Here is a 19969-nt window from a genome sequence, read left to right as displayed (position 1 = left end):
GTCACAGGCTAACCACGATCTCTTGGCGGCGCATCCAACGACGGATTGGAATGAGGAAGAGTAAAAATAGGCCCAGCACAATCTCAATCGCCCGGGGATTGAGCAAGATCAACGTATTGGCGCCCAAAATAACGGCAGGAATTGCGCTAGCAGCATAGGCGGCGCATACTTTCCAATCAATACTGCGCCACCAAATGAAAACCCTAGCAAGATTAGCAATGGTTGCCGTAATTGCAATGATGGGAATGGTTAGTAGCGATCCATGCAAATAGACTAAGGGTGGCATGAGCATAATGGTGGTGCCAAAGCCAATCACGCCCCCTAACAAACCAGCACCAATTCCTAAAAGACCAAGGATTAGATGGATTGCGCTAAGTTCCATCTTAAGATCTTAGTCTATGAGAACCTGTAGACACCACGAATCCAACACGAGACCCCGCCCAACGCCAGGACCGCCGATGTTTTGACGGACACCGCAAACCTACCCGCTGTAAGCCATTGTTGAGCATTGTCTTCTATAGATTCGCCAGCCCTTCTAAGCCGTAGGTCGCAGGTTCGACTCCTGCTGGGCAGGCCAGATTGATTAACCGCTATGCCCTTTTATAAAAGTCTCCAAGAACGAAGCATTTTGACTAAGCTGACTCATGGTCTCTTTCACCACATCACCCACAGAAACAATACCGATTACTTGGTTTCGATCCACCACGGGTATGTGACGAATTCCCCTCGAGGAGATGATCGCCATGCAGTGATCCATGGAATCCGAAGGTTTTACGGTTAAAGGCTCTTTGGTCATGATGTCAGTAACCGGAGTGGTATTGATGTTAAGCCCTCGCAAGTAGGCGCGAATTGCGCAGTCGCCTTGCGACACAATGCCTACTAACTGTTCTTCATCTATCACTAGGATGGCGCGAACCCGATTGGATTTCATGAGTTCAAGAGCTTTGAATACAGAATCCGTCGATGAAACCGAAATAATTCGTTTTGGTTTCTGATCCAGACACTCTTGAACAGTTGACATTACTGGCCTTTTTACTTTTTAGATGAACAATTAGGCTTTCTTCGCCCAGGCGGAGCACCAGCCATTTGCGGCTACTTGTTTGCCAGCAAAGATACCGCAGCCACCCGAGGCGCTTCCGGCTTTACCTTGGTAGAGAGCGCAATTACTGCATTTTTGCTCATTTGCGTGCTTTGGAAACTTTTTGGCATCGACTTTAGTGGTATCGGCTTTGTATCCAAGTGCTTGAGCCTGCGGATCAGTCTCCACCACCATGGCTTGCGCTTGAACTAAGTTTGATAGCGATAAGGTGGCTGCACCGGCAGCAGACAATAGGAGAAATTGGCGGCGGTTGTTTTTCATGGTTATTCCTTTCGAGTACTGAGGCGACCATCTTAAAACATAAAACTATGTTAGCAAAGTGGTTTTTATAACTTGCTGAATTAATTAATATTTTTGATATTCATAGAATTAAAGCAACAAAAAAATAAGTGCCAAATACAGCATTGTTCGTTAGAATCAGATGGTGAAAATTCATTCCAGATACATTGTTGTTCTGTGCTGCTTGTTTGTATTTGCCTTTAAGGTAATGGCCGCAAATACCTACATCACGAATGGCATCAAGCTCGCCCACTTTGAGCAACAATTAAGTAAGGCGGCGCTTGAAAAGTCGGCCCACCAAAAAAACAAATCACTTGGAGAATTGACTAAAAGCCTGCATCTGATGGCGCATGTTCTTGGTTATCCAGTGGAGGAGACAGCCTTTCAATTAGGCCCCATTCATAACCGCGACTTCAATACATCCCCCAGCTATTTTGTTGCGCAACGTTTAATTCACTCAATCGATAAACCTCCGAAAACAACAATCTAACCATCGATTGTGTTTTTAATCGACGCCGTCTTAGCGCGTCTTTCATTCGGAGTGTTTATGAAAAATTCGATTCAAACTATTGCTTTATGGGTTTTCGCCTTCATCACCTTGATGACTGGTGCACAGGCTGCACCATACACACCTAAAGAGGTAGGGGAGCAAACAACGTGGACTCGGCAACAAATTTTGCACTGTACGCAAAAAGAAACCGATGCGCGGGATCAGGAACTGATTGATCAAGAGGTTTTATTTTTACGTTTTGAGCATGAAAACCGTGATCAGCTAATCAAATCAACCGCCATGCTCAATGATGAGCAAGCAAAAACATTAAAAAATTTCCGACGCTCTTTATTGCGATGTCGGGCGCTCTCAAAGCAATTCCCGCTACCCAGTATGGTTGATGTTTACCAAAACTACTACGAGCAAATTGATCAAATCTACGACGGGCTAATTGAGAAAAAAATGACGATTGGAGAAGCCAATCGGAGAAAAGTGAAATTGCTTGAGGAGACTCAGACCAGGTGGAGCGCTATTGAGGATTCCATCAGGAAAAATAATGCCACACAATGACCGCTTTCTTTGCACTAGGTGCAATTACACAGCGACTTGTTGCGTCACGCATGAGATCACAACACGATTTAGTGTGAGTCCGATGATTTGCTCTGCATGTCAAAACCTATCGAACTACATCGATACAAAATTTGACGAGAATGGCTATCCCACAAAGCAGTCATTGGTTTGTAATCATTGCTCCAAGGCAGGGTATTTATCGTCCTGGAAACGATACTCGTGCCCAAAGTGTGGCTCAAAAATGCGGGCATACGGTAAATCATTTTTCTGGCAAAACCAATCCGAATGCAACGCTTACCACTCAATTGAAAGGAGTTTATATGTCAATCGTTAAAAAAACTTTTTTAATTTTTGTTAGTTTGTATTTGGCAGCATGTAGTTCAACAAAATTAGAAGATAAAAAAACCGATGTAATACCTCTGACGGTTGGTTCACAGTTAGCAAAATATGATCCAATTAGTGACCCCAAATCACCGTTGTATCAAAAAGGGTCTATTTATTTTGATTTTGATGAATACACGGTAAAGGGCTCATACCAGCCTCTTCTGAGATCTCATGCTGACTATTTGAAATTTAGCCAATCCCGAATTGTGATTGAGGGCAATACGGATGATCGAGGTACTTCCGAGTACAACCTCGCATTGGGGCAACGTCGCTCAGAAGCTGTAAAAAAAGCACTTGTCTTGCTTGGAGTAAATACCAATCAGATCGAAGCGGTAAGTTTTGGGGAGGAAAAGCCCAAAAATACTGGAACGGGAGAAAAAGCTTGGCAGGAAAACAGGAGAGCCGATATCGTTTACCGGTAGTATTTTGCCCCCCCAGTTATGGGGGGCTTTTTTAACAGTTTCATATGGATAACTTATGTCGTATTTAGATGATCCGCGTGTTTATTTTGCAGCAGAGCGAACGCTATTGGCATGGCAACGCACAGCCCTGACTTTAATTACTTTAGGGTTTGTGATTGAGCGATTTGGTCTTTTTATTCGTTTTATGAATTTAGGGAATCAAATACAACCCATTCATTTAGTCATAGCAGGATTTGTAGGTCTCGTTCTTGTTTTATTTGGAACGGTGATTGCGCTATTAACGAATATTCAGCATCGACAGTTTATTAAAAGCCTTTCGCCGAAGGAGATTCCGCGCGGGTATTTTTTATTTTTAGCACCCCTTATGGGATACATTTTGTTTGCGGGTGGTTTGTTAATGATGCTTTGGATTGTGTCTGGTTTTTTAATTTAAATCTTCAGACATTGCTTATATGTAGCGCTTACTTACATGGTTACCAATCAAAATAAGCGTTAATTAAATAGCATCAGGCGACAGATTGATTATCCGTAGGTCGCAGGTTCGACTCCTGCTGGGCAGGCCAGATCATGGCGGTTTCAACTGAGGTTGATTGAAGCGAATGTGGCCCAGATTGGCGACCCATTAGACCCGTGGAAGTGGGGCTGAGTCACCGGGTGGGATCCCCGTGACTATTGGCATCTGTTGGAGGGCGATGGAATTTGTCGGGAAACCTGACACAAAATCATCAACATACCTAAATTGCTTTAATAAAGCTCAAAGAAGATTTCAGTTAGTCGCTGTGCCAACAGTATCCTATTTCTTCGTTGTTTGACGGTTTTTCCATTGCTTATAGATAGGCTGAGAAAGTAAAAGTATTAATGCGATGGCCAGTAATATGGTCGATATCGGCCGAGTGACAAATGTACTCCACTGACCTTGACTGATGGTTAGCGCTTGCCGCATGGATTGCTCCAAAAGTGGTGATAAGATCAGTCCAACTAAAACTGGTGCAGCAGGAAAGTCGAACCGACGCATGATGAAGCCGGCTATACCAAAAACAAACAAAAGCCCGATATTAAATAGTGACTGCCCAGCTCCATAGACACCAATTATCGAAACGATAATGATTCCTGTATAAAGCCACGGAGGGGGAATTCTTAGTAATTTCACCCAGAGCCCTACGAGTGGAAGATTTAGTACTAACAAAATAAAATTACCGATATACAAACTTGCAATTAGAGTCCACACTAAGCTGCCATTAGTTGAAAATAATTGTGGGCCCGTTTGAATACCGTAGCTTTCAAAAGCTGACAGCATGACGGCAGCTGTGGCCGATGTCGGAATTCCTAATGTAAGTAATGGCATAAGCACTCCGGCAGCCGAGGCGTTATTGGCTGCCTCTGGGCCCGCAACGCCCTCAATGGCGCCATGACCAAATTCTTCGGGATGTTTAGAGAGTTTCTTTTCTGTAAAGTATGACAGTAGAGTGGGGATTTCGGCCCCACCAGCGGGCATAGCACCGATTGGAAAGCCAAAAAGTGCCCCACGAATCCAGGGCTTCCAAGATCGAGCCCAGTCTTGTTTGCTCATTCTAAGAGTTCCTGAAAGTTTTGTAAGACTTCCAGGTCGATTATTTCGACCTTGCCATGCTAGATAAAGTGCCTCACCTACTGCAAACAGTCCAACTGCTGCGACCGTAATTTCAATACCATCTAATAATTGAGGATGGCCGAAAGTGAATCGCATTTGCCCAGTCTGTAGATCAATACCGACCATACCAATTAAAAGACCGAGTCCAAGTGAAATTAGGCCGCGAAGTAGAGAGTTTCCCAGTACTGATGAAACCGCTACCAATGAGAGAACCATTAAACTGAAATATTCAGCCGGCCCAAAAGCAAGCGCGATCTCGACCACCCAGGGGGCAATAAACGTAAGGGCTAGGATACCAATAGTTCCAGCTACAAAGCTACCTATGGCTGCTGTAGCAAGAGCCTGACCTGCTCGGCCATTGCGGGCCATCTTATTACCTTCTAGTGCCGTTACTAAAGAAGAAGTTTCACCTGGCGTATTTAAGAGAATTGAGGTAGTGGACCCACCATAAGCAGCGCCATAATAAATCCCCGCAAACATCACGAACATGCTAGTAGCAGGAATGTGATAGGTTAGTGGTAACAAAAGCGCAATAGTTAGGGCAGGTCCAAGCCCTGGCAGGACACCTACCATAGTGCCGACAAAGCATCCGATGAAGCCCCACATGAGAGTGGTGGGTGTTAGGGCAGTGCTAAATCCCCCAATAAGCGCTTCAAAGGCTTCCATATTGATCTTAGGGCAGCGTGAGAGCCGGACCGAGACCAATTCCGAGAATTTTTGAAAATAGGAACCAAAAGAAAATAACAATTGCTCCACAAATTAAAAAAGACTTTAAGTTAATTCGTGCCTCAAAGGCGCGAGCAATGGAGACCCCGCAAAGAGTCGCGCTGGGAATAAATCCGACTAGGTTTACAAGTCCAATAAAAATAATAGCGGCGCCTAATAGAAATAAAAATCGTGATGTACTGCCGGGGAGGGCGACCCGCTCTAGATCTGAGGCATCATCAGCCTGTAGCCCCCGATAGGCGCTAACGCCATAAAGTAGGCTTACTATTGAAAGGCCGGCTACGATCAAAGCTGGCATAAGAGAGGGCCCCACCGCCATTTCAATCGCAGACTTGGGAATACGGATGACCTGCCAGCCAGCCACCAGACATACCAATCCCAGTAGCAGGCTGACATGGGTTGGTGTCATGCGAGCCCCAGATCTTTCATGATCGCTGTTGTGCGCTCAATATCCGAATTTAGTTCACGCACAAAAGGTTGTTCGGTTAAAAAGGCATCTGACCACTTTCGCGTCGACAGCTCATTTTTCCATGCGCTAGTAGCCACCGTAAGTGTTATCAAATTTATGAGCGAATTACGTTGGGACTCATTGATGCCAGGTGGTGCAAAGACACCTCTCCAATTAGCCAGAACCACATTAAGTCCAAGCTCCATCATAGTAGGAACATTCAATCCAGGAATTCGAGTACTTCCGGAGGTAGCAAGAGGAATCATGCGGCCAGCCTTAATTTGCTCTTCAAACTCAGAGTACCCTGAGATGCCCGCTGTAACCTGACCACCAATAATTGCCGCATTAGCAGGTCCGCCGCCTGGGTAAGCTACATAGGCACCTTCTTTTGGGTTGCGACCAAGGGCCTTGATCATGAGTCCAAGAACCAGGTGGTCGGTTCCACCTGCGCTACCCCCAGCAACGGAAACTGCTTTAGGGTTATTTTTGAGCGCAGAAATTAACTCATTCCAAGTTTTTATTTTTCCAGAGGACGGCACAACAATGACGCAAGCTTCTTCAGTTAGTCGTGCGACCGGTGTTACATCGCGAATAGTGAGGGAGCTTTTGTTGGCAATGGCCGCCCCGATCATTACTGACCCGCAAACCATCAAGCTATTGCCTTGCCCTTTTCGCTGGTTTATGAACCTAGGCAGACCTACCATACCTCCTGCACCACCCACATTTTCAAATTGCATATTACCTATTAGTCCCCCAGCCTTAGCAGCTCGCTCTAGGGCCCGAGCAGTGCTGTCCCAGCCACCGCCTGGGGCGGCTGGGACAAACATATTGATGATTTCAAATAGTGGTTTAGCTTGCGCCCAAGTGGGAAGGAAGGTAGTTCCAAATGCTGCAGCACTATATTTAACAAAATCTCTTTTTGTGATGAACATTCACAGCCTCCTCAAAGGATTTTTTTGATGTAATCGGGGAAAGTATTTTATAGATGGTAAAAAATATAAATTTAATGACATTTAGTTCATCGTATTTGATTGAAACAAATGCTATTAACATCTGAGAATATTCATAAATCATACATCTAGCCTGCCTACTGGCAAATAATTTACCATCGATTGCGTACTGAGACAACTATCCGAGCCCACGCTTGAGATTCCGTAAACGTCTTAAGTAGCAGGTTCGACTCCTGCTGGGCAGGCCAATTACAGAATTTCTACGGTTTGGTTTTTGGGATCAATCCTTAGTTTTGAGCCACTTGGTATTGCTGAAGTGATATCGCAATCAAAGCCACTTAACATGGCGATGCCACCATGAGCAGCTCCTTGAGCCAAGATTGGATTGACGGTATTAAAAATGATGGCAGAAGGACAAAGCCCCCGTTTTTTCATTTCATAGATCATCCAGGCACTAGCCACGCCACCTTTGGCTGTATCTAAAACCAAGATTTTATTGTTGTAGGTCTCGCCAAATAATTTATGAGTTGGTCTTGAAAAAACCCCATTGATTCGGTCTAGGTCATAGCGAGCTGAAAAGCCGTCATTCGCTGTCAGGCAAACTCCTTCTACGACATCACCTTGAGCATGCTTTGCTTTAAATACTTTATTCATGCGAGACTCCCAGTTTCAGCTGCGCGGACGCAGTCCTCCATCGAGGCTAAGATCGGTGTGTATCCATAGCCACCTAAGATGTTGACCATCTTGGCGCTATTAGTTGCTAAGCGTTTCCAGCCATTCGCCTCAGCAATTTCTCTGGCATAGGACTGGTAAAAACACATGCCAGCAAAGACTGTGCCTCCCGCCGATTCAATGAGTTCGGTATATCCCATTCGATCCGAGTCTGGCTTTACTTGGGGGCTGGTAACCGCTAGTAAGGGTTTCCTAAATTTCTTACCAGCGCAGAGTTCGGCAACCGATTTCATCTCCAAAAGACTCAGTTGGGGCGCTGAGAACACAACAACGTCAATTTCATCGCTTACACGATAGGATTTTTGTAAAGCCATGACATCCGCTTGTGTAACGTCGATCACAGGTAAATGATCAAACTTTAAATCCCTCGCATGGATTGCTTCAGGAGTAATCCCTAAAATATGAAATAGGGCGGATGATCCAAAGCTAGCCATTGCTGCACCGAAATGCTTGAGTGAATCTGACCCAGGGTGACCTTCAATACCCTCAATCACGGGGACAGACCAATAATTTCCAGATTTGCGTCCGATGAGCCCGCCCAAGGCGCCCCATTCATTGAGTGAAGTGGGTGTCCAAGAAACTCGAAAACGGTGGGTTGGCTGTCGGTGTGTATCTAAGTGATACCCATAGCGCGGTGTTCGACCGGTTAAGCCGGCCGATAGGGCAGATGGGCCGCCCTCAAAATTCGAGCGGGCCCCACAGATACTATTGGAGTAGATCACAACACCAGTGTCACCAAAAGCGACATGTTCACCAAAAACTGGAGCCATGATGGTTTGGTAGTTGATGCAGGTATCAGTCATAGAGATGCCCATTTTGACGAAAGCCGCAATCGCCCGGCGCTCTAAAGAAAGCATCGTTTCGGTTTGACCCAATTGCTTGGCTTTATTAAAGTCTGTGCCCCGAGGATCGGTAATCGTAGGAATACGTACTACCCGCTCTTTTGAAGAGTGTTTGGCTAACATCTCAAGCCAAGCAACACCCGCTTCCCCAAGGCTTTCCGTGTCAGCCATGATGTGTGCTTGTGAGACCGGTACAAGATCTTCGGCGCCAAAAAATTCGCCAACTTTAATTTGATGTTCGATGGCGATCTTGCGAACTGGCCCCAATTCGCCAGCAAGCATGGCTTTTTCTTCAGCATTAAGTTTCATAATTTTTCTTTAATCGAGTGATGCCCCAGAATCACGTACAGCAATTGCCCACTTCGCGATTTCTCTGGTTTGGAAATTGCTAAGTGATTCTTTAAAGTTTGTATTGGGTTGAACACCTACGTTGCCAAGTTTTTCTTTGTATGCTGCAGACGAGGCAATTTTCTGAACTTGAGTAGTTAATGTATTTGTTACATTTTCAGGTAATTTTGCTGGACCAAATACTGCCCACCATGCTGTGGATTCAAAATTAGGATACCCAGATTCAGCAACTGTAGGTACATTAGGCAAAAGTGGTGAGCGAGTTTTGCTCGTGACTGCTAATGCTATTAGCTTACCTGATTGGATGTGGGGAAGGACCGACTGGATGGGGTCAAACATGAGCGGAATTTGCCCACCAAGTAAATCAGTGACTGCAGGTGCGCTACCTTTATAGGGAATATGCTTAAGCTTTGTTTTGGTGGCTGTTTCAAATAAAGCACCTGTCAGATGACCAGGGGTTCCATTGCCGGCAGTTCCAAATGCGATAAAGTCAGGTTTTGCCTTAGCTTCTTTAATAAGGTCTGCTAGGGTCTTAATATTGCTGTTAGCTGGAACCGCTATCACTAAAGGGGCGCTTGCTACCAATGCAATCGGCGTGAAGTCTTTGGTCATATCGTAGGGAAGTTGTCGATACAGGCTCCCGTTAATTGCATGAGTCCCCACGGTTCCGACCATGATGGTATATCCATCAGGTGGTGATTTAGCTACAAAATCAGCTGCAACAGAGCCACCAGCACCGCCTTTATTCTCGACAATAATTGATTGCTTCATAGACTCACCCAACATCTGCGCTAAAGGTCTGGCAACAATATCCGTTGGACCCCCAGGCGGGAAAGGAACAATTAGTTTGATAGGTTTGTTTGGGTAATTCTGAGCGATTGCTAATCCACAAATCCAAGACAAGACGAAGGAAAGTATTAATTTTGAAAAATTTTTCATGGCCACCCCCTTAGTTAAGAGAACAGAACCAATGTAATCGTAAAAAAATATAATGTAAATTAATATTTTTTAATATTTAATATAAGAAATGCTTATAAATAACCATATAGATCTTCGTCTTCTTCGCAGTTTTATTGTGCTTGCTAAATCAACGGGTTATGTCAAAGCAGCTGAGATTCTCAATCTTTCCCAATCTGCGTTGTCACAGCAGATGAGGGATTTAACTAATGTTCTTGGGCAGAATATTTTTGAAAAGATAGGAAGAAAATCAGTTTTAACGTCCTTTGGCAAAGATCTACTAAGTCAAGTCGAGCCAATTGTTGGCAATCTAGATGAAGTACTTCTGACATTGAGAAACAACTCAAATAAGGCTGCTGGAGTAATAAATATTGGTGCAACCAATACCTACTTAAAAGCCCTTGTAATACCTGCATGTATTGATTTGTTTATAACAAATCCTGAAATAAAAATAACTCTTAAGGCGGGGTCAGCCAAAAACTTAATAGACGACCTTAATGAAGGCGGAATTGATATTGGAATTTTGCCAGATGACTATAAGACACAAAATTTGCAACATCAGTTTTTATTTAGAGAGCATTTTTCGCTCATTGGTAAAAAAATAAAGCTAAGGAAATTTCCAAACAAAATTAATTTAAAGATGATTGAGGAAGAGGAGTTGGCCTTACTCAATAAAAATTTTTTAATGAGACAAAAAATTGATTTTCAATGTAAAAGTGATGGGGTATCTCTTAATGCCAGGCTCGAAGTATCATCAATGGACGATTTAATTCAAATCGCAAAAACGGGCAAAGTAATCGTTATTGGAAGCCCAGTAGCTTGTTATGGCGAGCAAGATTTAGTTAGCCTAGAAATCGAGGGAAATCACTTATCTCGTGACGCCACAATTTATTGGCGTCAGGGAGCTCATCAAACCATTGCAATGAAAAACTTTATTCAATTAGTAATAGAAAAAGCCAATCATTTTTAGTTCTCTTAGTTGAAATTTTGAACATTCTTTAGCTACCTTACGATTCTTTTTCACGAGTACTCAAAAATGTCGGTTTTCCCGACAAACGCCTGCCGACACCACAAACCCAATATCTGGCCCCACCCAACGCCACGACGACCCTTGTTTTGGCCTACACCTCAAGCCTACCCACTGTATGTCAGTGTCTGATATTGTCTAAAGCAGATCAGCCAGCCCTTCTAAGCCGTAGGTCGCAGGTTCGACTCCTGCTGGGCAGGCCAATTCTGGATGGTAAATCTTATTATTTGGACTTAATCGATTTGCTTGCCTTGATTCGCTTTGTTTTGGGTGTTTGAATAGGCACTGGACCTAGTTTTTTTGATGTTGACACAATCGAAATACTTTTTTTAGATCCATTCCAACTCGGCTCTGGAATACTCAGGGCAACCTCTTTAAGCTTTTCACCCCAAATACCCCGCATCATTTCAAAGTAAGGGTTATCTTCATCAATAGTGATTAGCTTCTCAAGCGCAAAGGAGTTATTTTCATAAACCAAAAGATCAAGAGGAAGACCAACCGAAATATTACTTTTGATGGTTGAGTCCATGGATATCAAGACGCATTTAGTTGCTAGGTTTAAAGGCGTATTAAAGCGGATAACTCGGTCTAAGATTGGTTTGCCGTATTTAGATTCTCCAATTTGGAAGTAGGGGGTCTCTGGAGTAGTTTCGATGAAGTTACCAGCAGCGTAGATATTAAATAGGCGCGGCTTCTCTCCCTTAACCTGGCCTCCAAAAATTAGATTGCAGTTAAATTCGATACCCGATTTTTGCAAGGATTGAAAATCGCGCTCCCGTACTTTCTTGATAGCAGCCCCGACAACTGTGGCAGCTTCGTAACTATTTTTAGCCGTCCAGAGATTGATCTCACCGAAAGTCTCCCCCTGGAGCAATATTTCTTTAACGGCTTGGGTAATCGCTAAGTTACCAGAACTCATCAGGGCAAAGAAGCGCTCTTTGTCCTTTTGGAATATGGTCATTTTCCGAAAGGTGCCAATCTGGTCAACCCCTGCGTTTGTCCGCGTATCTGCTAGCAACACGAGGCCTTGGTCAAGGCATAAGCCAATGCAATAAGTCATATTAGAGTACTTTAATTTGATGAATTGAAATTCGGGCACTAAGCTCCTCTTGACCACCGCCAGAACGAATTCCTTTGATGGGCGCAGCTGAATAATAATCCCTTCCCACAGCAAGACGAATATGCCGATTATCCGTGATGCAAGCATGGGTGACATCAATACTAAGCCACTTGGATTTATCAATATCGGTGCAGATATCAACCCAGGCATGGCTAGCTAGATTAGGAGAGTCCTCGGCAAAAAAATAACCACTGACATAGCGCGCTGGGATATTTGCCGCTCGGCAAAGACTGAGCATAATGTGACTATGGTCTTGGCAAACACCGGTTTTCATGGCAAACGATTGCATCGCCGCAGTCGCAAAATTCGTAATTCCAGATTGATAGGTGATGGTGTTTCGGATTGCGCTGGCTAACTCTAAAACAGAATCCAGGTCTGCCTTTTTGGGAAGGGTTTTCTCAAAATAGGCCATCATTTCTGGCGAGGGAATGGTAAGCCTAGTTTGTTGCAGTAAGTAATAGGGTGAGACAGCGGATTCGAGGTCAGTGTATTCATAGCCGCCAGTACTAATGACTTCTCCTTTTGCTGAAATACTCATGGATTTATAGGGCGCATCTTGGACAAATGTTTGATATTCATTGCCAAACGCATCCTGGTTTGTTTTTGTCTTGATCGGCGTCAGAATCTTCCAGTTTTTTATTGACTGTCCATGGGAATTCGGTGGTTTGAGTCGAAGTTCCTGAATGGAGTAACGCACAGCAGTTTCATAGTGATACTGAGTGTGATGTTCAATCTCTAGGTGCAAGGTTGTCATATCAAGCAACGGCGAGAGGTATGAGATAGGCATTACTTAGTTCATCACCAATATGATTGATGCGCTCCAGAAACTGTTTTGTAAATTCTTCTAACCCCATAGCAAATACTTCATCAATATTAGAGTAGTCTAAGTCTGCCTGTAATTTACCGATTAAGCGTTCTATCTCCTTAGAATTCTGATTACGGATTTCACCCAAGAGGGTAATTAAATCGTTAACACAGTACGTTAAAGAACGCGGCATCTGTCGATTAAAGATTAAAAGCTCAGCAGCCTGTTGGGGAGCAATTTGATCTGAATAGATTTGTCGATAGATCTCAAACGCAGAGACCGAACGCAGTAACGCAGCCCAGTGATAGAAGTCAAAGAAGGCTGAATCAGATTCTTCGCCCATGTTATTTTTGGGATTTAACTGCATCAGACTATCTGGGTCTTGATATTTCGTCTCCAAGATACGAGCAGTATTATCAGCGCGCTCTAATAAAGTACCAATGCGCATAAAGTAGTACGCTTCATTCTTGAGCATCGTGCCATGCATCACCCCCCGAAATAAGTGGCAGCGGTACTTGACCCAGTCCAATAGACCACTAGGGTCGGCATAATCCTGTTTTGCTAAGAGCTGCTGGAACTCAAGCCATGTGGTGTTTTGGGTTTCCCAAAGTTCAGAGGTAATTCTGCCCCGAATAGCTCTGGCATTTTCTCTCGCAGCGCGCAAGCACGATACGATACTCGATGGATTATTTAAATCCTCAATCATGAACCGTAATATATTTTCACGATTCATCGTGGAGGAACGTTCCAAGAACATCGGCTCTAATTTTGAGATCGTAAGTAACTTGCGCCAGCTTTGATCACGGTATTCGGACGGTTGTGGCAAAAGGGATGTTTGATAATTCACATCCAGCATGCGTGCAGTATTCTCAGCACGCTCGGTATAGCGGGCCATCCAATAAAGACAATCTGCGGTTCGACTTAGCATGGCGTCTCCGTTTTAATCCTCTAGCACCCAAGTGTCCTTGGTACCGCCGCCCTGAGAAGAGTTCACCACCAAAGAACCTTCTTTGAGAGCTACCCGCGTGAGTCCGCCCGGCACCATTTTGATGGTCTTGCCTGACAGTACGAATGGGCGCAAATCAATATGACGGGGGGCTATTCCAGACTCCACAAAAGTAGGGCAGGTTGATAATGAAAGAGTCGGTTGAGCAATATATTGTTCGGGGTGCTTGATGAGATTTTCCTTAAAACGTGCAATCTGATCTTTGGTGGAAGCTGGGCCAACGAGCATGCCATAGCCCCCGGCACCATGGGTTTCTTTCACAACAAGCTGCTCGATATTGGCGAGGGTATAGGCGAGGTCTTCGGCTTTACGACACTGATAGGTTGGTACATTGTTTAGGATGGGCTTTTCACCTAAATAAAATTCAATCATGTCGGGTACGTAGGGATAAATAGACTTATCGTCTGCAATCCCAGTGCCAATGGCATTAGCCAAGGTAATGTTGCCAGCTCGGTAAGCGTTCAGTAAACCAGCAACACCTAATGCGGAGTCAGACCGAAATGCTAAAGGATCAAGGAAGTCATCATCAATCCGACGATAGATCACGTCCACTCGCTCGGGGCCTTGTGTGGTACGCATAAAAACCTCTTCGTCTTTCACAAAGAGATCCTTACCTTCGACTAACTCCACCCCCATTTGTTGGGCTAGGTAGGTATGTTCAAAATAAGCAGAGTTAAACATGCCTGGGGTCAGCACAACTACATTGGGTTTTTTAATGCCTTCGGGTTTGACGGACTTGAGGCATTCCAGTAGAAGATCGGGATAGTGCTCCACGGGTGCAACCCGATAGCGCTGAAACAGATCAGGAAATAGCCGCATCATCATTTTGCGGTCTTCAACCATATAAGAAACACCCGAAGGCACCCGCAGGTTATCTTCTAAGACATAAAACTCACCTTCACCAGCTCGCACAATATCAATCCCTGCAATTTGGGCATAAATATTGCGTGGAACTTCGACATGACGCATCTCCGGTCGATATTGCGCATTGTTAAAAATCTGTTCGGCCGGTATGATTCCAGCTTTAATGATTGCTTCATCATGATAGACATCATGAATAAAGTGATTAAGTGCGGTAACCCGTTGCCGCAATCCAGACTCAAGGTCGGACCATTCTTTAGCGGTAAAGATACGCGGAACCTCATCGAAGGGAATGGTGCGCTCTGCACCAAGATCATCACCATACACAGCAAAGGTAATGCCAACACGACGAAAAATTAGATCGGCCTCTGCCCGTTTAAGACTCATGAGTGCTTGGCTCTGGTTACCAAGCCAGGTATGAAAAGTCCCATAGTGCGGACGTGGAGCACCATACTCATCAAACATCTCGTTATACGGATTTTTCATTCAGTCAGACTATTACGATTGAGATCTAATATCGGCTTAGTCTGATAAATGGTGGTGCATATATGCACATTATTAGTGCATATAAGCCACACAGTTCTATCTTGAGGTGCAATCGCCTTGATTGAGTCGTTAAAGATCAGTATCAAATAATTCAAGCGTCCCTATAAAGGACGCTTGAATTTGTCGGTTTTCCCCACAATCACCTGCAGACACCAATCCCTAAACATCAGACCCCACTGAATGCCATGCCAACCCTTGTTTTGATGAACAGCTCGAACCTGGCAACTGTATGTCATTGTCAAACATTGTGTTCTGCAGATTAGCCAGCCCTTCTAAGCCGTAGGTCGCAGGTTCGAACACGAAGTATCGGCGGAGCCACTCCTGCTGGGCAGGCCAGATCATGGCGGTAAGTACCGATCACATCCTTTACAGTTTGTACCGAGCACATGGTTTACACTTTTTTTACCACTCATACGCCAAGTAAAATTAACCTCAAGGTTAATTTATTGGGCGATTGCACATTTAAATTCACTATATTACAATGTACATAATTATGTACAAAATAATGGTGAAAAAATGAATACACTTACACCGATTCATGCAGGGACAACAATCAGTGTGACTGATTTAAGAAAGTTAACGCCGAGCAAAATCATTGAGCAAGCAGGGGGTAATCCTGTTGCTATCCTTAGTCACAACAAGCCTGAGGCATATTTGTTATCTGCAAAAGTATATGAAAAAATTTTGGATGCTTTGGATGACCTTGAATTAATTAAAATTGTTGAAAAGAGACGTGGTGGTAAAACTATTAGGGTAAACCTTGAGGATCTATAAGCTAGAGTTCCATGTTTTAGCCAAAAAAGAGTGGGATAAGTTGGATGGTTCTTTAAAAGAACAGTTCAAGAAGCAATTAGAAAAACGTCTGGTGACACCTCATATTCCATCGTCACTGTTAAGCCGGGAGTTAGAAGGTTGCTACAAAATTAAATTACGAACTAGTGGCTATCGTCTTGTCTATGAAGTAGCAGATAAGCGAGTAACAGTGATTGTGATAGCGGTTGGTAAGCGAGATAAAGATGAGGCTTACCAAAAAGCAGTAAAACGATATATCCATAAAGTGTCGGGTAAATAACTTGGTTAGTAAGTATTTAAGGTCGGTTTTCTCGATAACCTCCTGCAGACATCTCGTACTTAAAATCTGACCCCACCGAATGACATGACAACGGGTGTTTTGATGAACACTCAAATCAGGGCACTGCAAGCTATTGTTTGACATTGTGTTTCGCAGATTTGTCAGCCCTTCTAAGCCGTAGGTCGCAGGCTTGTCTCCTGCCGGGCAGGCCACTTAAAGAACTTGAAAAGCAAGTATCGCGATGGTAGTTGGTGGAAGGGCAGCCAACAGCAATTTGAGTGCTGACACTGCTTTTTGTGGAAAGTAATCTTTAAGGATGGCTAAACCCGCAGGATTCGGGGCATTTGCGATTACGGTTAAGCCGCCACCTGCAAGCGCACCGGCCACCAAAGCATAACGAAACTCTTCGGTTGTTCCCTCCACCAAAGATCCCAAATACGTCAAAGCAGCATTATCAGTAATTGCAGTAAGAGCAGTCGCTCCATAAAACACTGCCATATTACTCATGCCACTTAGTAATGGTTGTAGCCACCATTGTTGGAGTCCGCCAAGTACCACAAGACCAGCTAAGAAAAATGCCACCATGAGTGCTTCTTTGAGAATCAGTCGGGATTGATAGGTACTGTAAGCGTGGGTATAGCCCAAGAAAAAGAGCAAAAAGCCCATGAAGACTACCGGATGGTGGGCAAAAACAACCACTGCTAACAGAAATAGTAAGTGAGTGAGGACAACCCATAGGGGCATACGATCGTCCTGATGGGCTGATGCGGCCTTTGGTAGGTCCTTATGAACAACCAGTGTAATTAATAGGGCATTGACTAAAACCGCAATGGTTGCTTTGATTCCAAAAGTCTGAAATACATACGCCGTATCCCAATTCCAAGCAGAAGTAACCATCAAAATGGGAGGGGCAGCAAAACTTGTTAAAGCCCCACCAATTGAAATGTTGACAAATAAGACCCCAATCGTGAGGTACATCAATTTCGTTGAATTGGTTTTCGAGAAGATGGTGTCACGAAGCAAAAAGGCTGCCAAGGTCATCGCAGCTGGCTCTGTAATAAACGAGCCTAAAATGGGGACGGCGCTCAGGGTCACAAAATAGTTGGCATTAGCTGCCGGTAACTTGAGCGACTTTTCAAGCAGTTTTGAAATTGCAAGAACAATGGTTTTGGCAACGTACAAAATCGGTTTACTAGCTGCAATCACCATAATGGCAAAGACAAACAATGGCTCGGTATAGTTGCGAGATTCTAGGTAAGTGATGGCCGGCTTAGCACTACCATGAATAAAAGCCATGAAAATAACGAGGACCATCGCCCAAAAGCCAAATACAGCTTCAACTTCACCTAAGAGATGAAACAAACCAGCGTGGTGCCGTGAACGATGGGCTAGCCGCTCAAAATAAAAAGCTAAAAAGGTATGCAATACCGCAATACCAAATAGCGAAGTGGCAATGAGTTGAATGGTAGTTGGGTTGCTCATAGGTTCATCTATTTTAGGGAATGATGACCGAATTTCAGTTGTGCCACAGTATGAGCAAAAGTATCCGTACAAAATCTAAGGAATTAGATAAAAAACGCCCAGTTGCGTAGAACAAAGCGTGTGTATATCGGTCACATGGTTGATATATCCACAATAAGTTCATTCTGTGGCGTACGGCGACCACTGGTGACAAAACCTGTAAAGTATGTATCTGGTATTGAGTGTTAATGATGTTTTAGGTCGTACACTTTTTAATATTCAAAATCGTATTGGTGGTTAATTAGTATCCAAGTATTTAATTTGCCTGGCTAAAAAAATAATTTAGAGTGTCAATATGAGACTATTTAGTTACCGTAACCAGAGCATGCAACCCAAAATTGGCTTATTACGTGATAAATCATCACAAGAATTTATTGATTTATGCGCCACAGACCCAAGCATTCCAAGTAAGTTGAGGGAGTTCATTGAAATCGACCCCACTTTTTCAAAGGCCAAGCAAGCTTTATCCAATCCTAATGTAATCAATAAGAAGCTTTCTGAAATTAAGTTCGATGTTTTAATTGATCAGCCTGGAAAAATTGTTTGTATGGGGCTTAATTACGCCGATCATGCTAAAGAGGGTGGTAATGCTCGGCCTGAGTACCCCAGTTTTTTTATGCGCGGCCCATCCTCACTAACCGCACATTTAGCGCCAATCATTCGGCCTAGCGTTTCTGACAAATTAGACTATGAAGCGGAGCTCGTTTTTATTGTAGGAAAGAAAGCGCGTAATTTAACCAAGGAAAACGCTCTTGATTGTGTCGCTGGCTATAGTATTTTCAATGACGGTAGTCTCAGAGACTACCAGCGAAAAACGAGTCAATGGACGATTGGGAAGAACTTTGATCAAACAGGGGCTTTTGGTCCATGGCTTGTGACCCCAGATGAGTTACCTAGCGGCGCACATGGTTTGCAGATTCAGTCGCGCTTAAACGGTAATCTTATGCAAAATGCCAATACTAAAGATTTTTTATGGGGTGTTGCCGAGACGATTCAACTAATTACGGAGTGCATGACCTTGGAGCCTGGGGATGTGGTGATTACAGGAACCCCTGCTGGAGTTGGTTATGCCAGAACGCCACCGGTTTTTATGAAGCCGGGTGATGTTTGTGAAATCGAGATTGAGGGGATAGGGGTTTTACAAAACTCGATCACAGATCAGGGGTTGTGATCATTCTTTAACTTGGCGCAACCCCAATATTTCTCTGGCTTCTTTCGCTGTAGCAACTGGCCGGTTGTATTCGCTACATAGTTTGGCTACCCGAGCAACTAATTGCGCATTATCTTTAGCAATTTGGTCTTTATCAAAGCGAATATTATCTTCAAGGCCAGTTCGTACGTGACCCCCAAGTTCTAAGGCCCACTCATTGAGAACAAGTTGATGCTTGGCGATCCCAGCAGCTGTCCAAGTCGCTTGTGGCAATACCTCATGAAGTTCTTTGATTAAAAACTCTAGGATACTACGCTTAGCAGGCATGGCATTGGGGATGCCCATCACAAATTGCACATGGGCCGGCGCTCGGATGAGGCCTTTCGTAACTAAATTGGCAGCGTTATAGAGCATTGCCAAGTCAAATATCTCAATTTCTGGCTTCACATCGTATTTGAGCATTTCAGTTGCTAGGTGTTCAATGAAATCGGGGGGATTTTCATAGATCGCGGTTGGAAAATTGACTGAACCGGTCGCCAAAGAAGCCATATCAGGTCTGTGAGTAAGCATGGCGCCACGCTCTTGCTGATTGCGGCCCCGACCGCCAGTTGAAAACTGAACAATCATTTGGGGGCAGTATTTACGAATTCCTTCCTGCACTGCAAAAAATTGATCGGGATTCGATCCAGGGCTTTCATCTGGATTGCGAACATGGATATGAACCAAACTAGCCCCAGCGTCATACGCCTTATGCGTTTCCTCAATCTGTTCGCTAACCGTCACTGGCAGGCCGGCACAATCTTTCTTTCTGGGGACTGAGCCGGTAATAGCCACAGAGATAATCGCTGGGTTTGTCATGATTGTTGCTAATTAGCCTACTTAAACAGTCATTGTAGGTAATTATGCTGAGCTAAACCATGAATTTAGCTGTTTTATTGGAGGCTATTAGGATTTATCCTGATCATTATTTTGATGCTTGTCTTT

The 19969-nt window shown here is 44.1% G+C and carries 23 protein-coding genes; 8 read left to right on the top strand and 15 right to left on the bottom strand.

Translation table 11 applies throughout. The features are described 5' to 3' along the window. Position 1: 1 nt before the first annotated feature. From QUE61_RS05955 to QUE61_RS05945, 3 genes are all read right to left on the bottom strand, one after another. Positions 2–382 carry a TSUP family transporter gene (locus QUE61_RS05955; protein WP_286306348.1) on the bottom strand — a complete coding sequence of 127 codons (381 nt, stop codon included), beginning with the start codon at positions 380–382 and terminating at the stop codon, positions 2–4. A 201-nt stretch (positions 383–583) separates the two neighbouring features. After that, positions 584–1021 carry a CBS domain-containing protein gene (locus tag QUE61_RS05950; protein ID WP_286306347.1) on the bottom strand — a complete coding sequence of 146 codons (438 nt, stop codon included), beginning with the start codon at positions 1019–1021 and terminating at the stop codon, positions 584–586. Between the two features lie 30 nt (positions 1022–1051). Further along, the gene (locus tag QUE61_RS05945) at positions 1052–1360 is read right to left on the bottom strand and encodes a high-potential iron-sulfur protein (RefSeq protein ID WP_286306346.1); all 309 of its coding nucleotides are present in this window, start codon (positions 1358–1360) and stop codon (positions 1052–1054) included. Positions 1361–1523: 163 nt separating this feature from the next. Here QUE61_RS05945 and QUE61_RS05940 point away from each other — a divergent pair, with 163 nt between their 5' ends. The 4 genes from QUE61_RS05940 to QUE61_RS05925 all read left to right on the top strand — a co-directional run bounded on the left by QUE61_RS05940 (position 1524) and on the right by QUE61_RS05925 (position 3677). Then, positions 1524–1868: a hypothetical protein gene (locus QUE61_RS05940; RefSeq protein ID WP_286306345.1), complete on the top strand. Its 345-nt coding sequence runs from the start codon at positions 1524–1526 to the stop codon at positions 1866–1868. Positions 1869–1925: 57 nt separating this feature from the next. Beyond that, positions 1926–2438, top strand: coding sequence for a hypothetical protein (locus QUE61_RS05935; protein WP_286306344.1), 513 nt, complete (start codon positions 1926–1928; stop codon positions 2436–2438). A 320-nt stretch (positions 2439–2758) separates the two neighbouring features. Then, on the top strand, positions 2759–3244 hold the full coding sequence (pal, locus tag QUE61_RS05930) for a peptidoglycan-associated lipoprotein Pal (RefSeq protein ID WP_286308310.1): 486 nt from the start codon (positions 2759–2761) through the stop codon (positions 3242–3244). Between the two features lie 55 nt (positions 3245–3299). Next, entirely contained in the window at positions 3300–3677 is a 378-nt protein-coding gene (locus tag QUE61_RS05925) for a YidH family protein (RefSeq protein WP_286306343.1), read from the top strand. 360 nt (positions 3678–4037) lie between these two features. Here the strand turns inward: QUE61_RS05925 and QUE61_RS05920 are convergent, their stop codons facing one another. The 6 genes from QUE61_RS05920 to QUE61_RS05895 all read right to left on the bottom strand — a co-directional run bounded on the left by QUE61_RS05920 (position 4038) and on the right by QUE61_RS05895 (position 9859). Then, entirely contained in the window at positions 4038–5540 is a 1503-nt protein-coding gene (locus tag QUE61_RS05920; protein WP_286306342.1) for a tripartite tricarboxylate transporter permease, read from the bottom strand. Between the two features lie 7 nt (positions 5541–5547). Continuing rightward, the gene (locus QUE61_RS05915) at positions 5548–6009 is read right to left on the bottom strand and encodes a tripartite tricarboxylate transporter TctB family protein (protein ID WP_286306341.1); all 462 of its coding nucleotides are present in this window, start codon (positions 6007–6009) and stop codon (positions 5548–5550) included. Beyond that, a complete protein-coding gene (locus tag QUE61_RS05910) occupies positions 6006–6980 on the bottom strand; it encodes a Bug family tripartite tricarboxylate transporter substrate binding protein (protein ID WP_286306340.1) in 975 nt (324 codons plus the stop codon). Before QUE61_RS05910 ends, QUE61_RS05915 begins: the two co-directional genes overlap by 4 nt. A gap of 267 nt (positions 6981–7247) precedes the next feature. After that, positions 7248–7652 carry an aconitase X swivel domain-containing protein gene (locus QUE61_RS05905; RefSeq protein ID WP_286306339.1) on the bottom strand — a complete coding sequence of 135 codons (405 nt, stop codon included), beginning with the start codon at positions 7650–7652 and terminating at the stop codon, positions 7248–7250. Beyond that, positions 7649–8881, bottom strand: coding sequence for an aconitase X catalytic domain-containing protein (locus QUE61_RS05900; RefSeq protein ID WP_286306338.1), 1233 nt, complete (start codon positions 8879–8881; stop codon positions 7649–7651). The genes QUE61_RS05905 and QUE61_RS05900 overlap by 4 nt, the downstream gene beginning before the upstream one ends. Positions 8882–8890: 9 nt before the next feature. Continuing rightward, a complete protein-coding gene (locus QUE61_RS05895) occupies positions 8891–9859 on the bottom strand; it encodes a Bug family tripartite tricarboxylate transporter substrate binding protein (protein WP_286306337.1) in 969 nt (322 codons plus the stop codon). Between the two features lie 88 nt (positions 9860–9947). Here QUE61_RS05895 and QUE61_RS05890 point away from each other — a divergent pair, with 88 nt between their 5' ends. After that, positions 9948–10847 carry a LysR family transcriptional regulator gene (locus QUE61_RS05890; RefSeq protein ID WP_286306336.1) on the top strand — a complete coding sequence of 300 codons (900 nt, stop codon included), beginning with the start codon at positions 9948–9950 and terminating at the stop codon, positions 10845–10847. A gap of 280 nt (positions 10848–11127) precedes the next feature. Here the strand turns inward: QUE61_RS05890 and QUE61_RS05885 are convergent, their stop codons facing one another. Genes QUE61_RS05885 through QUE61_RS05870 form a run of 4 tightly spaced genes read right to left on the bottom strand, consistent with a single transcriptional unit; the run spans position 11128 to position 15182 of the window. Next, positions 11128–11964 (bottom strand): peptidase, encoded by an 837-nt coding sequence (locus QUE61_RS05885; protein ID WP_286306335.1) that lies wholly within the window; start codon positions 11962–11964, stop codon positions 11128–11130. A 1-nt stretch (position 11965) separates the two neighbouring features. Beyond that, positions 11966–12811 (bottom strand): transglutaminase family protein, encoded by an 846-nt coding sequence (locus QUE61_RS05880; RefSeq protein WP_286306334.1) that lies wholly within the window; start codon positions 12809–12811, stop codon positions 11966–11968. Then, positions 12780–13757 carry an alpha-E domain-containing protein gene (locus QUE61_RS05875; protein ID WP_286280154.1) on the bottom strand — a complete coding sequence of 326 codons (978 nt, stop codon included), beginning with the start codon at positions 13755–13757 and terminating at the stop codon, positions 12780–12782. The genes QUE61_RS05880 and QUE61_RS05875 overlap by 32 nt, the downstream gene beginning before the upstream one ends. A 12-nt stretch (positions 13758–13769) precedes the next feature. Next, on the bottom strand, positions 13770–15182 hold the full coding sequence (locus tag QUE61_RS05870; protein ID WP_286306333.1) for a circularly permuted type 2 ATP-grasp protein: 1413 nt from the start codon (positions 15180–15182) through the stop codon (positions 13770–13772). Between the two features lie 576 nt (positions 15183–15758). Between QUE61_RS05870 and QUE61_RS05865 the strand changes: the two genes are divergently transcribed. Both QUE61_RS05865 and QUE61_RS05860 read left to right on the top strand, forming a co-directional pair. Continuing rightward, positions 15759–16016: a type II toxin-antitoxin system Phd/YefM family antitoxin gene (locus tag QUE61_RS05865; RefSeq protein WP_286306331.1), complete on the top strand. Its 258-nt coding sequence runs from the start codon at positions 15759–15761 to the stop codon at positions 16014–16016. Continuing rightward, positions 16003–16314 carry a type II toxin-antitoxin system RelE family toxin gene (locus tag QUE61_RS05860; RefSeq protein WP_286306330.1) on the top strand — a complete coding sequence of 104 codons (312 nt, stop codon included), beginning with the start codon at positions 16003–16005 and terminating at the stop codon, positions 16312–16314. Before QUE61_RS05865 ends, QUE61_RS05860 begins: the two co-directional genes overlap by 14 nt. Before the next feature lie 213 nt (positions 16315–16527). On the opposite strand, the gene QUE61_RS05855 is transcribed toward QUE61_RS05860, so the two are convergent. Continuing rightward, positions 16528–17796, bottom strand: coding sequence for a putative Na+/H+ antiporter (locus QUE61_RS05855; RefSeq protein ID WP_286306329.1), 1269 nt, complete (start codon positions 17794–17796; stop codon positions 16528–16530). A 334-nt stretch (positions 17797–18130) separates the two neighbouring features. Between QUE61_RS05855 and QUE61_RS05850 the strand changes: the two genes are divergently transcribed. Beyond that, entirely contained in the window at positions 18131–19006 is an 876-nt protein-coding gene (locus QUE61_RS05850) for a fumarylacetoacetate hydrolase family protein (protein WP_286306328.1), read from the top strand. On the opposite strand, the gene QUE61_RS05845 is transcribed toward QUE61_RS05850, so the two are convergent. Further along, positions 19007–19843, bottom strand: coding sequence for a beta-keto acid cleavage family enzyme (locus tag QUE61_RS05845; protein WP_286306327.1), 837 nt, complete (start codon positions 19841–19843; stop codon positions 19007–19009). Positions 19844–19969: the final 126 nt, after the last annotated feature.

Origin of the sequence: Polynucleobacter sp. HIN5 (genome assembly GCF_030297555.1) — a bacterium.
Taxonomy (GTDB): domain Bacteria; phylum Pseudomonadota; class Gammaproteobacteria; order Burkholderiales; family Burkholderiaceae; genus Polynucleobacter.
Note: the sequence above shows the minus strand (reverse complement) of the source record. Positions and strands in the feature narration are given on the sequence as shown.